Origin of the sequence: Alteromonas gracilis (assembly GCF_036870955.2) — a bacterium.
GTDB classification, from domain to species: Bacteria; Pseudomonadota; Gammaproteobacteria; order Enterobacterales; family Alteromonadaceae; genus Alteromonas; species Alteromonas gracilis_A.
This window is the reverse complement of sequence record NZ_CP145482.2, coordinates 3,021,376-3,034,988: the sequence shown is the minus strand read 5'-3', so window position 1 is coordinate 3,034,988 and position 13,613 is coordinate 3,021,376. Positions and strand designations below refer to the sequence as shown.

Sequence of the window (13,613 nt, the reverse complement as noted above, 5' to 3'; positions counted from 1 at the left end):
TGTAAACGCACTCAAATACACAGAAACCCAGTAATCATCAAGACCGTGGGGTGGTTACTGTGCTGAGTAAACAGCAAATGGCAGCAAATGCAGGCAAACAAGTGAGATCCCAACATGAGTGAACAGATCGAACAGGCGTTAGACAGAAAGTACGAAGCAGGTTTCTACTCTGAAATCGAATCGGAAACGTTTGAAAGCGGCCTGGACGAGTCGGTTATCCGCCGCATATCAGCAATGAAAAACGAGCCTGAATGGATGCTTGAATGGCGTTTGAAGTCTTATCATGCTTGGCTAGAAATGGAAGAGCCAGACTGGGCGCACGTCGACTATCCAAAAATTGACTATCAGGCCATTTCTTATTACTCGGCACCAAAGAGTATGAAAGACAAGCCTAAGTCTCTAGACGAAGTAGACCCAGAACTTCTTCGCACCTACGAAAAGCTTGGTATTCCGCTACATGAGCAGGAAATGTTGGCAGGTGTGGCGGTAGACGCAGTATTCGACTCGGTCTCTGTTGTGACCACGTTCCGTGAAAAGCTGGAAGAAGCGGGCGTTATCTTCTGTCCAATCTCTGAAGCGCTTCAGAAGTACCCTGACCTTGTTAAGAAATACATTGGCTCGGTAGTGCCGCGCACAGACAACTATTTTGCTGCACTGAACAGCGCTGTATTTACCGACGGTTCATTCGTTTATATTCCAAAAGGCACACGTTGTCCAATGGAGCTTTCTACCTATTTCCGTATTAACGAAATGAACACGGGTCAGTTCGAGCGTACCTTAATTGTTGCTGATGAAGGCAGCTACGTAAGTTACCTTGAAGGTTGTACAGCACCACAGCGTGATGAAAACCAGCTTCATGCGGCAGTGGTTGAGCTAGTGGCAATGGACGACGCGCAGATCAAGTACTCAACGGTACAAAACTGGTACCCGGGTGACGAAAACGGTAAAGGTGGTATCTACAACTTCGTAACTAAACGTGGTGTAGCGCATACCAATGCCAAAATTTCGTGGACACAGGTAGAAACGGGTTCTGCGGTTACGTGGAAATACCCTAGCTGTGTTCTTAAAGGCGATAACAGTGTAGGTGAGTTCTACTCAGTAGCGCTTACGCGAGGTCGTCAGCAAGCTGATACCGGTACTAAGATGATCCACGTGGGTAAAAATACCAAGTCGACCATTATCTCAAAAGGTATATCAGCGGGTAATAGTAACAACGCCTATCGCGGACTGGTTCAAATGGGGCCGCGCGCAGACGGCGCTCGTAATTTCACCGAGTGCGACTCGCTACTCATTGGTGACAAGTGTGGCGCACACACGTTCCCGTACATCGAAAGCCGTAACCCTTCAGCCATTGTTGAACACGAAGCAACAACATCGAAGGTGAGCGACGAACAATTATTCCTGTGTCAGCAACGTGGCTTAGACACAGAAAAGGCCGTTTCTATGATTGTTAACGGTTTCTGTAAAGAAGTATTCAAAGAGCTGCCTATGGAATTTGCCGTTGAAGCCAGCAAGCTGCTCGAAATTAGTCTTGAAGGTTCAGTGGGGTAATCAATGCTTAGTATCAATAATTTACATGCCAGCGTGGAAGAGAAAAACATCATTAAAGGTCTTAACCTTGAAGTTAAACCTGGTGAAGTACACGCTATCATGGGCCCCAACGGTGTAGGTAAAAGTACATTAGGTTACGTGCTATCTGGCCGCGACGGCTACGAAGTAAGCGAAGGCGAAGCCACGCTAAACGGTAAAGACCTGCTTGAGCTTGAAGTAGAAGAGCGCGCTCGTGAAGGCCTTTTCCTTGCTTTCCAATACCCGGTAGAAATTCCAGGTGTTAGCAACATGGAATTCATGAAAGAGTCGGTTAACGCTATGCGTGAACAACGTGGCGAAGAGCCGTTAAGCGCTGCGGAATTTTTAAAGAAAGCAAAAGAAGCGTGCAAACAAGTACAGCTTCCTTTGGATTTCTTAAAGCGTGGTGTTAACGAAGGTTTCTCTGGTGGTGAGAAAAAGCGTAACGAAATCATGCAAATGATTTTGCTAGAGCCAAAGCTTTGTATTCTTGATGAATCAGACTCTGGCCTTGACGTCGACGCACTACAAGTTGTTGCAGACGGTGTAAACAGCCAACGCGACGGTGAGCGCAGCTTCATCGTTGTTACTCACTATCAGCGCCTTCTAGACTACATTAAGCCTGATTTCGTACATATCCTTGCTGACGGCAAAATTGTGAAAAGCGGCGACGCGTCACTAGCGCTAGAAGTAGAGAAAAGCGGTTATGCTTTCTTGGGTAAGGGCTATGAGGAGGCTGAGGCATGAGTCAATGGCTAGACCAGGTCATTGATGCGGCGCAAATCTCCGATTATTTAGCGCCCGTGCGTCAACAGGCCTTAACACAGTTAAAAGCCGATGGCTGGCCCGCACGCCGTAACGAAAGCTGGCGGTTTACGCCACTTACGTCACTTGAAAAGCGTGATGCGAAGCAAGTCGTTCAGGCAGACAATTTGCCAGTACCGGCAATTGACAATTTAAATGCTATCGACCTTGTATTTATTGATGGTGTCTTGGTAACGCAGGTTAATACCCTAGACGTGCCAGCAGGCATGACCATTACATCACTAAACAGCGATGACGCGGCTACCCAGCAAGCCATTAGCAGCGTATACGGTCAGGTTAAGCCTACACGTCATATGTTTGGCCTAGTGAACGATGCATTATGCCAACACGGTATATTCATTCATGTAGAAGCTGGTGTGAAAATTGACACACCAGTTCGCATTGTGAATATGACATCACAAGATGTAGATGCCCACACGCGTGTAGTAGTAAAGCTAGCCGAAGGCGCAAGCGCCACGGTTATTGAGCAAGGCTTTGGTGATACCGAAAGCTTAACTACTGCTTTTGCTGAATATGACTTGGCCGACGATGCGCACCTTGAGCACTATCGTTTTGCTATGTTTACTGGTAAAGCAAAGCAGCTAGGTGGTAGCCACTTTAAGCTGCATAACCGCACCACGCTAAATAGCACTATGGTAGGTTACGGTAGTGAGCTTTCGCGTTTAGACGTAGATATTCATCACGCTGGCGAGTTTGCCGATGCGAAAATGAACGCCATTTATCTTCTGGCAGAAGGCGAGCTATTCGACCTTCACTCAACCATTGAGCACGCTATGCCAAATGGCACGACAGAAGAAAACGCGCGCGGTATCGTGGGTGATAAGGCGCGCGCTGTATTTAATGGTCGTATCCATATTCATCGCGATGCCCAAAAGACATTGGCTGAACTTAACAACCGCAACTTGTTGCTATCTCGCCGCGGTGTTATCAACACTAAGCCAGAGCTTGAGATTTATGCTGACGATGTAAAATGTGCCCACGGTGCAACGGTGGCAGAAATTGAAGAAGAGGCCTTGTATTACTTGCTAACTCGCGGTGTTTCTCGCAGCAAGGCACTAGTAATGCTTAACTTTGGCTTTATTCAAGAGCTTATTAACGACGTACCAAACACTGCTATACGTGAATGGCTAGCGCCAATTTTAAGTGAGCGATTCGCCCAAATGGAGGTGAAATGAGCTTAAACGTTGCAGCACTTCGTGCCCAGTTTCCCATTTTATCTAAAACGGTAGACGGCAAGCCGCTGGTATACCTTGATAACGCGGCTACCACACAAAAGCCTCAGGCTGTGATTGACGCATTAATGGACTTCTACACGGGTACGAATGCAAACGTGCACCGCGGTGCGCACCATTTATCTGATGAAGCCACGCGCCGCTATGAAAATGCACGAAGCAGCGTTGCGAGTTTTATCAACGCCAGTGCCCGCGAAGAGGTTATCTGGACTTCAGGTACCACAGAAGCCATTAATATTGTCGCTAATGGACTTGGTCAACTTCTCAATGAAGGTGACGAAGTGATGGTTACTGAACTTGAACACCACGCCAACTTAGTAACTTGGCAACAAGCATGTCGCCGCTCTGGCGCAACGCTAAACGTTGTGCCTATTTTTGATAGTGGTGAGCTTGATGTTGACGCTTTCGATAGACTGCTGTCTGACAATACCAAGATGGTGGCGTTCCCGCATGTATCTAATGCATTAGGTACGGTAAACCCTATTAAACAGCTTACTGAAAAAGCTAAAGCGGTTGGTGCTTGGGTGTTGGTTGATGGTGCTCAAGGTATTGCTCACGGTGGTGTTGACGTACAAGACATTGGCTGTGATTTTTATGCCTTCTCAGGGCACAAGCTCTTTGGCCCGACGGGTATTGGTTGCCTGTGGGGCAAAAAAGACGTGCTTGAGACATGGCCAGTATGGCAGGTAGGCGGCGAAATGATTAAAGACGTTACCTATCATGAAGCCACATGGGGTGCATTGCCAAACCGTCTAGAGGCTGGTACGCCAAATATTGCTGGAGCCATCGGCATGGGGGCGGCTGTAGATTGGTTTAGTGCACTTGATGTACAAGCGCTTCATGCACACGAGCAACAGCTACTTGCCTACGCGACCGAACAAGCACAGGCCCTCGAGGGAATGCGTATCATTGGTACTGCTCCAAACAAGGTTGGGGTACTAAGCTTTTTGCTCGACGGCGCGCACCCGGCAGATGTCGGTTTTATTCTTGACCGTCAGGGCGTGGCGATCCGCACAGGAGATAACTGCGCGCAGCCATTAATGAAGCGTTTTGGTATTCCGGGCACGGCGCGTGCGTCGTTCTCAATTTATAACACGCTTGAAGAAGTCGACAGCTTATTTGCTGCACTTAAGAAAGCAAAAATGATGTTGGCCTAAGGAGGCATTATGAGTGTTGAAACCTTTGTACCAAGTACAAAACTCATTTCGCTAACTGACAGTGCCGTTAAGCATTTCGAAAGTAAGCTTAAAGACAAGCCTGGTCAGTTAATTCGTTTATCGACAAAAGTAAGCGGCTGCACAGGTTACGCTTATGTACTTGATTTTGCAGACAGCGCAAAGGCAGATGATGAGATTATTGAGATTTCACCAATGCTTAATGTTGCGGTAGCATCAGACGCGACAGAGCTTTTACGTAATACAGAAATTGATTATGTAATGGAAGGCGTTAACGGCGTGATCAAATACAACAATCCTAACGTGGTTGACGAATGCGGTTGTGGCGAGAGCTTTAACGTAGGTTAATGGTTAACGCCAGCAATAAAATAGGCACTAAGTAGTATATGAAGCAAAAGATGGTGATTACTGAGCGTGACTGTAAAGCGCGCCTAGTACCCGCGGGTAACCCAACCGTTATTCCTGAAGGCGAGTTTGTGAATATCACGCAAGAGCTCGGTGGTAATTACACGGTTACGTGGCGTGGAAACATGTACCGTATTGATGGTACGGACGCGGGCGCCATTGGTCGCAAAGCTATGACGCTGAGCTTCGAAGCACCAGAAGATGGAAACATCAGCGAACAGCAGGTGTGGGATGCGTTAGAGACCATCTTTGACCCAGAAATCCCTATTAATTTGGTGTCTCTTGGCCTTATCTACAAGGTAGACATCGACCAAGCTTCAGGTGATGTGAACATTGATATGACGCTCACTGCACCTGGCTGCGGTATGGGGCCAGTACTTGTCGGTGACGTGGAATATCGCGTTGCTATGGTGCCTCACGTGAATAATGTGAATGTTGAGTTAGTCTTCGACCCAGCATGGTCACGCGAAATGATGAGTGAAGAGGCGCAGCTTGAAGCCGGACTGTTTTTCTAAGCTGTATTCTCACAACACTTTCAAATTACCTTTTGACATATTAAACGGAAATAACCATGCAATTACCTAGCAGTGATGAAATTATTGATGATTTAGCGTTCTTCGACGATTGGGAACAGCGTTATCAATACATTATCGACTTGGGTAAATCGATCCCTGGTTTATCTGAAGATGCAAAAACACCAGAGCGTTTAGTAAAAGGGTGTCAAAGCAGTGTGTGGCTTGTTGAATCTTACGATGGCAACAAAATTAACTTCGATGTCGACAGTGACGCCGTGATCGTTCAAGGTCTTTTGGCCCTCGTGTTGGCGGCCTACAACGATAAAACACCCAGCGATATCATTGCATTTGATATTGATGGTTACTTTGAAGCGTTGGATTTAGAGCGTCATATTACCCCCACACGAGGTAACGGTTTGCGTGCCATCGTGGGTAAAATTCAAGAGCTTGCAAAAGCCAACGCATAGGTTGTAAACACTGGTATTCGCCTGACAGGTATTTCTCATTAAGTGCCTGTCAGCGCAATGTAATGTGTACACTGTCATCATATTGTCATATATCATGCGCTACTCTAGCGCAAGCTTTGCCCGTAAAAACAATACTTTAAGTTTCATTTCACATAGGCTCTAGTCAAGCTGGTATTTATTGCCTATAATTCGCGACCAAAATTTTTAAAGATACATACTATTTGTTTGGAGAGAGAACATGGCTCTTGAGCGTACTTTTTCGATTATCAAGCCTGATGCGGTAGCTAAAAACGTTATCGGTGCAATTTACAACCGTTTCGAATCTGCAGGTCTTCGCATTGTGGCATCTAAGATGATCCACATGAGCAAAGAGCAAGCGGAAGGTTTCTATGCAGAACACAAAGAGCGTCCTTTCTTCGGTGCACTTGTAGACTTCATGACCTCTGGCCCAGTTATGGTTCAAGTACTAGAAGGCGAAAACGCTGTTCTAGCTAACCGTGAAATCATGGGCGCGACTAACCCAGCTGATGCAGCTGCAGGTACACTTCGCTCTGACTACGCAGCATCTATCGATGAAAACGCAGTTCACGGTTCTGACGCACCTGAGTCAGCAGCACGCGAAATCGCATACTTCTTCTCTGAAGAAGAAATCTGCCCACGTACTCGCTAAGATTACAGAAGCAGCAAAACGGGGCCTATAGGCCCCGTTTTTGTTTCTATTTAGGCATACTAAACTACGCTTTTCGCCCATAGCCAAACTTAACCTTTCTCTGCGTTAAATCGGCTTTTTCTCAAATCTCATTTGTGGTAAAATCCGCGCAAATTTTAATCAGCGCTTTTCATTTTCTTAAATGTCGCTCAAGACATAGTCGAATCGCTGTTTTTTACACCATATTCAGTAGTAAGAGGGGTATCCCTCGAAGGTAAAAGGGTCATCTTATTCATGGCAAAAACTAACTTATTAAACTTAAATCGCGAAGGCTTGCGCAATTTCTTTAAGGAAATGGGCGAGAAACCATTTCGTGCCGACCAGGTAATGAAGTGGATTTACCAGCACGGTATTAGCGATTTCGAGGAAATGAGTAACCTAAATAAAAACCTTCGCGCGATGCTCATTGAAAACTGCGAAATTAAAGCCCCTGAAATAGCGTACTTCCAAGAAGCGAGCGACGGTACTATTAAGTTTGCGCTTACCCTTGAAGGTGGTCAGGAAGTTGAATCTGTTTGGATCCCTGAAACAGACCGAGCAACGCTGTGCGTATCATCACAAGTTGGCTGTGCACTAGAGTGCACATTCTGCTCGACTGCGCAGCAAGGTTTTAACCGTAACCTAAGCGTTAGCGAAATTATTGGTCAGGTTTGGCGTGTTGCTACCTTCCTTGGATTATCAAAAGATTCTAGCAAACGCCCAATTACTAACGTAGTGATGATGGGCATGGGTGAGCCGTTGCTTAACCTTAAAAACGTAGTGCCGGCTATGGACATTATGTTAGACGACTTTGGCTTCGGATTGTCAAAACGCCGCGTTACATTAAGTACATCTGGTGTTGTGCCTGCACTTGATATGTTGGGCGACCAAATAGACGTGGCGCTAGCAATATCGCTGCATGCGCCAACTGACGAATTACGCAACGAAATTGTGCCTATTAACAAAAAATACAACATCGAAGCATTCTTGGCTGGTGTGCGTCGCTATCTGGCGAAGTCAAAAGCAAACCAAGGTCGTGTTACTGTTGAGTACGTTATGTTGTCAAACATCAATGACAGCACAGAACAAGCGCATCAATTAGCAAAAGTATTAAAAGACACACCAAGTAAAATAAACTTAATACCTTTTAACCCATACCCGGGTTCACCCTACACTTGCTCGAGCAATTCACGCATCGATAGATTTGCAAAAGTGCTTATGGAATATGGGTTTACTACAGTTGTGCGTAAGACGCGCGGTGATGATATTGACGCCGCGTGCGGCCAATTAGTTGGCGATGTTGTCGACAGAACAAAAAGATTATTAAAAAAACAGATGAAGGGCGAAGCAATTTCGGTAAAAATAGCCCAATAATCATTAAGATAATAGGGTAAGACTATGCTAGCAGGATTGCGATTTGGGCTTAAGAAAACGGTGCTCGGCACTGCACTAGTAGCGGTATTAGCCACTACAGGATGTGTCAGCAACGACCCGTCAGGGGCTTATGGCGGAAACTTTAACCGGGAAGAAGCAGCCAAAACACGCATGTCGCTAGGTCTTACCTATCTGCAAAATAACAATTATTCCCAAGCAAAGAAAAACCTCGACAAAGCTTTAGAGTTTAATCCGCGTTCTGCTGACGTTCAGTATGCCATGGCGTATTACTATCAATTAGTAGGCGATAATCAGCGTGCTGAAACATACTACGAAGCGGCGATTGATTTATCGCCCAACAATGGCGATATCGCCAATAGCTATGGGGCGTTTAAATGTCAGAATGGTCAATATGAGCAGGCTAAAGCTTACTTTTTTGATGCCATTAACAATCGTCTCTATTCTAATGCCGCTCAAACCTATGAAAATTTGGCCCTGTGCGCGCAAAGTCAGGGGAAATTAGAAGAGGCAATTGGGTATTTTAATGAGGCGCTTAAACATCAACCCGCAAGAGGAAAAAGTCTTTTTCTCCTTACCGAGCTTTACGTAGTATCAGAGCAGTGGGAGCTCGCAAAAACAACCTTAAACAAATATGAGAGAGTGGCGAGAGTAACGCCAGATTCTTTATGGCTTGCTTATGAGATTGCCAAAGGGCAGGGGGATCTTGAAACGGCTAAAGGCTATGGAGACATGCTGAAGTCGGTTTATCCTGATAACCCGCTGACCAAGCGTTACGTAGATGAAAGTCAATCTTTGCAGCGTCAAGTGGTAAAAACGGTCAAAACAAGTAACGCTACAACTCCTGCACCGCGTGGTGAAAGTGTTGTTAGAGAGCCAGAAGTGAGCAATACCGAGACGGCGTTTTCAGATACACAGGCTCAAGCGGTAAGTTCAGCGAATTCAAAAGAAGATCAAAATACTGAATTATCTGAACAAACAGTTAAAATCCATGTAGTAAAACCGGGCGAAAACTTATATCGTATTTCTCTATTACACAATATCAAGATGGCTACACTGCGAGAGTGGAATAATTTAGACAATACTGGCGCTATTATTGCTGGTCAGTCGATTTGGTTAGTACCACCAGATATGCAGGAGGAATAAGGGTTAATGGTGTCAGAAGAAAACGCGAACCAAGACGTAAATTCGCAACAACAAGAAAGTACGCCAAGTCCAGGTGCCATGCTGAAAGCTCAACGTGAAGCGCTCGGCCTTACACAACAGGATATTGCTGATAAACTTTTCTTAAAAGCGCATCAAATCAATGATTTGGAGTGCGATGTTATTGACGAGAAATCATCTGTAACCTTCACGAAAGGCTATGTAAGAAATTACGCGAAACAACTCAACATGAATGCTCAAGAGGTTATTGAGGCTTTTGAGCGTTTTCATAACCAAACGTCTGTGCCTTCATCAGAAAAACTACAAAGTTTTTCAAAGCGTGTCGCAAAACAGACACACGATGACCGCTGGATGATGGTTACCTACATTATTCTTTTGCTCATTATCGCAGGTGTTGTTGCCTGGTGGTATCAGCAACCCAGTGATGAAGCCGTTTCCGATGTGTCTCTTACCGAAGCAGTAAAACGAGAAGCGAGCAATACACCTATCCCATCGAGCACTGAAGATGCAAGTCAGGTGACCTTGCCGGAGGACGAAGCTCCTATCCCTTCTGAGTCTTATGAGAGTGATGACACTGCAACTGAACGGGATGTGTTGAGTACTGATACTCTGATAGAGCCGTCTAGCTTAGAAGAGAGCGGATTTACCCAAGATGGTGATTTAGCAGACGGTGCAATATCTGCCCCGGATACCGACGTTAATGAAAGTAATAACCTTACACAGCTAATCGCAGAGGACGATTCGCCTCAGCTGCCTGATCTTACTCAAGACAATAATGCAGCTGCGATTTCCATGGCGTTCACATTTGATGATGATTGCTGGGTAAATATCAAAGACGCTTCAGGCGAAGCAATTGCCTATGGCGTGAAGCAAAAAGGTCGAGTAATGGAGATTCAAGGCGTACCTCCTGTTGAAGTTACGCTCGGTGCACCGGATAATGTGCGTATATCGGTAAATGGCGAGCCTGTTGATATTTCTTCTTACCAAAATGGTAGAACAGCTCGCTTTACACTTCCTATGTAGGTAATTAGATGTTTTCAGAAAGTCCCATTAAGCGCAGAAAGTCCACGCGCATTAATGTAGGTAATGTGCCTATTGGTGATGGTGCGCCCATTGCCGTTCAATCAATGACAAATACACGTACCACTGACGTGGCTGCTACTGTAGACCAAATCAATCGCATTGTTGCGGTTGGCGGTGAAATAGTGCGTGTTTCAGTGCCTACCATGGAAGCGGCAGAAGCGTTTAAGGAAATAAAAAAGCAAGTAAGCGTGCCGCTGGTTGCAGATATTCATTTTGACTATCGCATTGCATTGAAGGTAGCTGAATATGGCGTAGATTGCCTACGTATAAACCCTGGAAATATTGGCAACATGGAGCGTGTTCGCTCTGTGGTAGATTGTGCGAAAGATAAAAATATCCCTATTCGAATCGGCGTAAACGGCGGTTCGCTCGAGAAAGACTTACAAGAAAAGTACGGTGAACCGACACCGGAAGCCTTAGTTGAGTCGGCAATGCGCCACGTCGATATCCTAGATAAGCTTAACTTCGATCAGTTTAAAGTCAGTGTAAAAGCGTCAGATGTGTTTTTGGCAGTCGGTGCTTACCGTTTGCTTGCACAACAAATCGACCAGCCACTGCACCTTGGTATAACCGAGGCTAGGTGGGCAGCGAGCAGGTGCTGTGAAAAGTGCGGTTGGTTTAGGAATGCTGTTAGCTGAAGGTATTGGCGATACATTACGCGTATCGCTTGCTGCCGACCCAGTAGAAGAAATTAAAGTAGGGTTTGATATCTTAAAGTCGCTGCGTATTCGCTCTCGCGGTATCAACTTTATTGCTTGTCCTAGTTGTTCGCGCCAAGAGTTCGATGTTATCGGCACTGTCAACGCGCTAGAGCAGCGTTTAGAAGATATACTGACACCAATGGATGTATCTATTATTGGGTGTGTGGTTAATGGGCCTGGCGAGGCTGAGGTTTCTGACCTAGGTCTTACTGGCGCGCGCAATATGAGCGGTCTCTACGAAGATGGTAAACGCGTAAAAGAACGCCTTGCTAACGATGATCTAGTGGACAAATTGGAAGCTAAGATCCGAGCAAAAGCCGCCCGAATGAGCGAAGAAAACAAGATACAGGTTTCGGTTAAAGACTGAGTCAGTTTTTGTTCATTGTTGTTTACTTCCAAAGCCCCTATAATGCGGGGCTTTTCACTATATAGCAGTATGAGAATTACACGTGGCTAAGACTATTCAGGCAATTCGAGGCATGAATGACTGCCTACCGGAGATTTCCGGTACATGGCAAAAAGTAGAATCTGTACTTCGTCAAGTAGTGGCGAGTTACGGCTACCAAGAAATACGTACCCCTATTGTTGAAAGCACAGACCTTTTTAAGCGTTCTATCGGCGAAGTAACCGATATTGTCGAAAAAGAGATGTATACCTTTGAAGACAGAAATGGCGATAGCCTAACGTTACGTCCAGAAGGCACAGCAAGCTGCGTGCGTGCGGGTAATGAGCACGGCCTGCTTTACAATCAACAACAGCGCTTGTGGTATATGGGGCCAATGTTTCGTCATGAGCGTCCACAAAAAGGCCGTTACCGCCAGTTCCATCAATTTGGTGTGGAAACTTATGGCATGGACGGGCCAGATATTGATTTAGAAGTCATTCTACTTAGCGCTCGTTTTTGGAAAGCGTTCGGCATTGAAAAGCACGTTAAGCTACAAATTAACACACTTGGTTCGAATGAAGCGCGTGCCGCGTACAGAGACACGCTAGTTGAATTTCTAAAAGCACGAGCAGATCAATTAGATGAAGATTCACTTCGTCGTTTAGAAACTAATCCATTACGCGTATTAGACAGCAAGAACCCTGATGTACAGGCGGCCATTGCTGACGCGCCATCACTGATAGACCATCTTGATGAAGAGTCGAAATCACACTTTGAGACACTGTGCGAAAGACTTAAACAGGCAGGTATTGAATTTGAGATAAATCCTCGACTGGTACGTGGCCTAGATTACTACAACCGCACAGTGTTTGAATGGGTAACTGATAGTTTAGGCGCCCAAGGTACAGTTTGTGCGGGTGGTCGTTATGACGGCCTCGTTGAACAGCTTGGTGGAAAGGCTACTCCGGCAGTAGGCTTTGCCATGGGTATCGAACGTTTGGTACTGTTACTGACCACATTGACTGATGAAGGTCAGGACACCAGTTTTGCAGATATCTACGTAACGGCCATGGGAGATGATGCCCAGTCGTATGCCATTGAAGTATCTGAGCACCTTCGTAATGCATTGCCAACAGTGCGCATAATGATGCACTGCGGCGGTGGGAACTTTAAGAAACAACTTAAGCGTGCGGATAAAGCCAGCGCTCGTCTAGCGCTACTACTAGGCTCAGACGAAATGCAGTCACGTATGGTGGGCATAAAACCACTTCGCGATGGACAAGAGCAGATAACCGCAAGCTTCGACACGTTAGTAGAAAAAGTGTCAGAGATGCTAAGCGCGTAATATAAAGAGGACATCATGGAACAGTTCGCAACAGAAGAACAACAAGTAGAAGCGATTAAACGTTTTTGGAAAGAGCACGGCACGGCTATTATCGTTGGCGCTCTGCTAGGGTTAGGCGGCCTGTATGGCTGGAGAGCATATTCAGAGTCGCAGATTGAAAGCAAAGAAGCGGCGTCGGTTGCCTATCAAGATGCGGTTGAGACCTTCGGCACAGAGGGCAGCGAAGCGAAGGTTAAAGCATTTATCGAAGACAACAAAGATAGCGGTTATGCAAGTGTGGCGAGCCTGTTGGCTGCAAAGCAAGCGGTTGATTCTGGCGACCTAGACAGCGCGGCATCACATTTGAATAGCGTTGTTACATTTGCCGATAGCGAAGAGTTAAAAGCGTTAGCTTCCCTAAGACTTGCTCGTGTGCAAATTGAAATGAACCAGCTGGACGCAGCGTTGTCTACGCTTAGCAACGTAACAAACGACGCATTTTCATCGGAAGCTTCTGAATTGAAAGGCGATGTATATCAAAAACAAAATAAGTTTGACGATGCTCGCTTGGCTTACTCTAGTGCGTTAGAAAAGAATGCCAATAATCCGCTTTTACAGATGAAGCTTGATAATCTCTCTGTGGCTGCTGCCAATTAATAAGCGGGCCGATAGGCTGGTATAAAAAATA

13 protein-coding genes and 1 pseudogene are annotated in these 13,613 nt (G+C 45.9%); all 14 read left to right on the top strand.

Annotated features, from left to right (window positions below; genetic code table 11):
- Nucleotides 1-114 precede the first annotated feature (114 nt).
- The 14 genes and pseudogenes from sufB (at nucleotide 115) to V6N89_RS14615 (ending at nucleotide 13,582) form a co-directional block, all read left to right on the top strand.
- Entirely contained in the window at nucleotides 115-1,551 is a 1,437-nt protein-coding gene (sufB, locus tag V6N89_RS14680) for a Fe-S cluster assembly protein SufB (RefSeq protein WP_346992867.1), read from the top strand.
- A gap of 3 nt (nucleotides 1,552-1,554) precedes the next feature.
- Nucleotides 1,555-2,316, top strand: a complete 762-nt coding sequence (gene sufC / locus V6N89_RS14675; RefSeq protein ID WP_346992866.1) for a Fe-S cluster assembly ATPase SufC — start codon at nucleotides 1,555-1,557, stop codon at nucleotides 2,314-2,316.
- Entirely contained in the window at nucleotides 2,313-3,569 is a 1,257-nt protein-coding gene (gene sufD / locus V6N89_RS14670) for a Fe-S cluster assembly protein SufD (RefSeq protein WP_338518197.1), read from the top strand. The genes sufC and sufD overlap by 4 nt, the downstream gene beginning before the upstream one ends.
- Entirely contained in the window at nucleotides 3,566-4,783 is a 1,218-nt protein-coding gene (locus tag V6N89_RS14665) for an aminotransferase class V-fold PLP-dependent enzyme (protein WP_338518196.1), read from the top strand. The genes sufD and V6N89_RS14665 overlap by 4 nt, the downstream gene beginning before the upstream one ends.
- Before the next feature lie 9 nt (nucleotides 4,784-4,792).
- Nucleotides 4,793-5,149, top strand: a complete 357-nt coding sequence (locus V6N89_RS14660; RefSeq protein WP_338518195.1) for a HesB/IscA family protein — start codon at nucleotides 4,793-4,795, stop codon at nucleotides 5,147-5,149.
- A 38-nt stretch (nucleotides 5,150-5,187) separates the two neighbouring features.
- Nucleotides 5,188-5,721 (top strand): putative Fe-S cluster assembly protein SufT, encoded by a 534-nt coding sequence (gene sufT / locus V6N89_RS14655; RefSeq protein WP_338518194.1) that lies wholly within the window; start codon nucleotides 5,188-5,190, stop codon nucleotides 5,719-5,721.
- A 56-nt stretch (nucleotides 5,722-5,777) separates the two neighbouring features.
- Nucleotides 5,778-6,188: a SufE family protein gene (locus V6N89_RS14650; protein WP_338518193.1), complete on the top strand. Its 411-nt coding sequence runs from the start codon at nucleotides 5,778-5,780 to the stop codon at nucleotides 6,186-6,188.
- Between the two features lie 238 nt (nucleotides 6,189-6,426).
- The gene (ndk, locus tag V6N89_RS14645) at nucleotides 6,427-6,858 is read left to right on the top strand and encodes a nucleoside-diphosphate kinase (RefSeq protein WP_012519000.1); all 432 of its coding nucleotides are present in this window, start codon (nucleotides 6,427-6,429) and stop codon (nucleotides 6,856-6,858) included.
- Nucleotides 6,859-7,131: 273 nt separating this feature from the next.
- Nucleotides 7,132-8,250: a bifunctional tRNA (adenosine(37)-C2)-methyltransferase TrmG/ribosomal RNA large subunit methyltransferase RlmN gene (locus V6N89_RS14640; RefSeq protein ID WP_346992865.1), complete on the top strand. Its 1,119-nt coding sequence runs from the start codon at nucleotides 7,132-7,134 to the stop codon at nucleotides 8,248-8,250.
- Nucleotides 8,251-8,274: 24 nt separating this feature from the next.
- Nucleotides 8,275-9,414, top strand: coding sequence for a type IV pilus biogenesis/stability protein PilW (gene pilW / locus V6N89_RS14635; RefSeq protein ID WP_346992864.1), 1,140 nt, complete (start codon nucleotides 8,275-8,277; stop codon nucleotides 9,412-9,414).
- A gap of 6 nt (nucleotides 9,415-9,420) precedes the next feature.
- On the top strand, nucleotides 9,421-10,455 hold the full coding sequence (locus V6N89_RS14630; RefSeq protein WP_338518189.1) for a RodZ domain-containing protein: 1,035 nt from the start codon (nucleotides 9,421-9,423) through the stop codon (nucleotides 10,453-10,455).
- 8 nt (nucleotides 10,456-10,463) lie between these two features.
- Nucleotides 10,464-11,583: pseudogene (gene ispG / locus V6N89_RS14625) on the top strand (flavodoxin-dependent (E)-4-hydroxy-3-methylbut-2-enyl-diphosphate synthase).
- 82 nt (nucleotides 11,584-11,665) lie between these two features.
- Nucleotides 11,666-12,946, top strand: coding sequence for a histidine--tRNA ligase (gene hisS / locus V6N89_RS14620; RefSeq protein ID WP_346992863.1), 1,281 nt, complete (start codon nucleotides 11,666-11,668; stop codon nucleotides 12,944-12,946).
- Between the two features lie 15 nt (nucleotides 12,947-12,961).
- A complete protein-coding gene (locus tag V6N89_RS14615; RefSeq protein WP_338518188.1) occupies nucleotides 12,962-13,582 on the top strand; it encodes a YfgM family protein in 621 nt (206 codons plus the stop codon).
- Nucleotides 13,583-13,613: the final 31 nt, after the last annotated feature.

What these genes read in the sequence shown, in the direction of transcription:
- sufB (WP_346992867.1), top strand. Translation starts at nt 115, where the DNA reads ATGAGTGAACAGATCGAACAGGCGTTAGACAGAAAGTACGAAGCAGGT.
- sufC (WP_346992866.1), top strand. Translation starts at nt 1,555, where the DNA reads ATGCTTAGTATCAATAATTTACATGCCAGCGTGGAAGAGAAAAACATC.
- sufD (WP_338518197.1), top strand. Translation starts at nt 2,313, where the DNA reads ATGAGTCAATGGCTAGACCAGGTCATTGATGCGGCGCAAATCTCCGAT.
- V6N89_RS14665 (WP_338518196.1), top strand. Translation starts at nt 3,566, where the DNA reads ATGAGCTTAAACGTTGCAGCACTTCGTGCCCAGTTTCCCATTTTATCT.
- V6N89_RS14660 (WP_338518195.1), top strand. Translation starts at nt 4,793, where the DNA reads ATGAGTGTTGAAACCTTTGTACCAAGTACAAAACTCATTTCGCTAACT.
- sufT (WP_338518194.1), top strand. Translation starts at nt 5,188, where the DNA reads ATGAAGCAAAAGATGGTGATTACTGAGCGTGACTGTAAAGCGCGCCTA.
- V6N89_RS14650 (WP_338518193.1), top strand. Translation starts at nt 5,778, where the DNA reads ATGCAATTACCTAGCAGTGATGAAATTATTGATGATTTAGCGTTCTTC.
- ndk (WP_012519000.1), top strand. Translation starts at nt 6,427, where the DNA reads ATGGCTCTTGAGCGTACTTTTTCGATTATCAAGCCTGATGCGGTAGCT.
- V6N89_RS14640 (WP_346992865.1), top strand. Translation starts at nt 7,132, where the DNA reads ATGGCAAAAACTAACTTATTAAACTTAAATCGCGAAGGCTTGCGCAAT.
- pilW (WP_346992864.1), top strand. Translation starts at nt 8,275, where the DNA reads ATGCTAGCAGGATTGCGATTTGGGCTTAAGAAAACGGTGCTCGGCACT.
- V6N89_RS14630 (WP_338518189.1), top strand. Translation starts at nt 9,421, where the DNA reads ATGGTGTCAGAAGAAAACGCGAACCAAGACGTAAATTCGCAACAACAA.
- V6N89_RS14615 (WP_338518188.1), top strand. Translation starts at nt 12,962, where the DNA reads ATGGAACAGTTCGCAACAGAAGAACAACAAGTAGAAGCGATTAAACGT.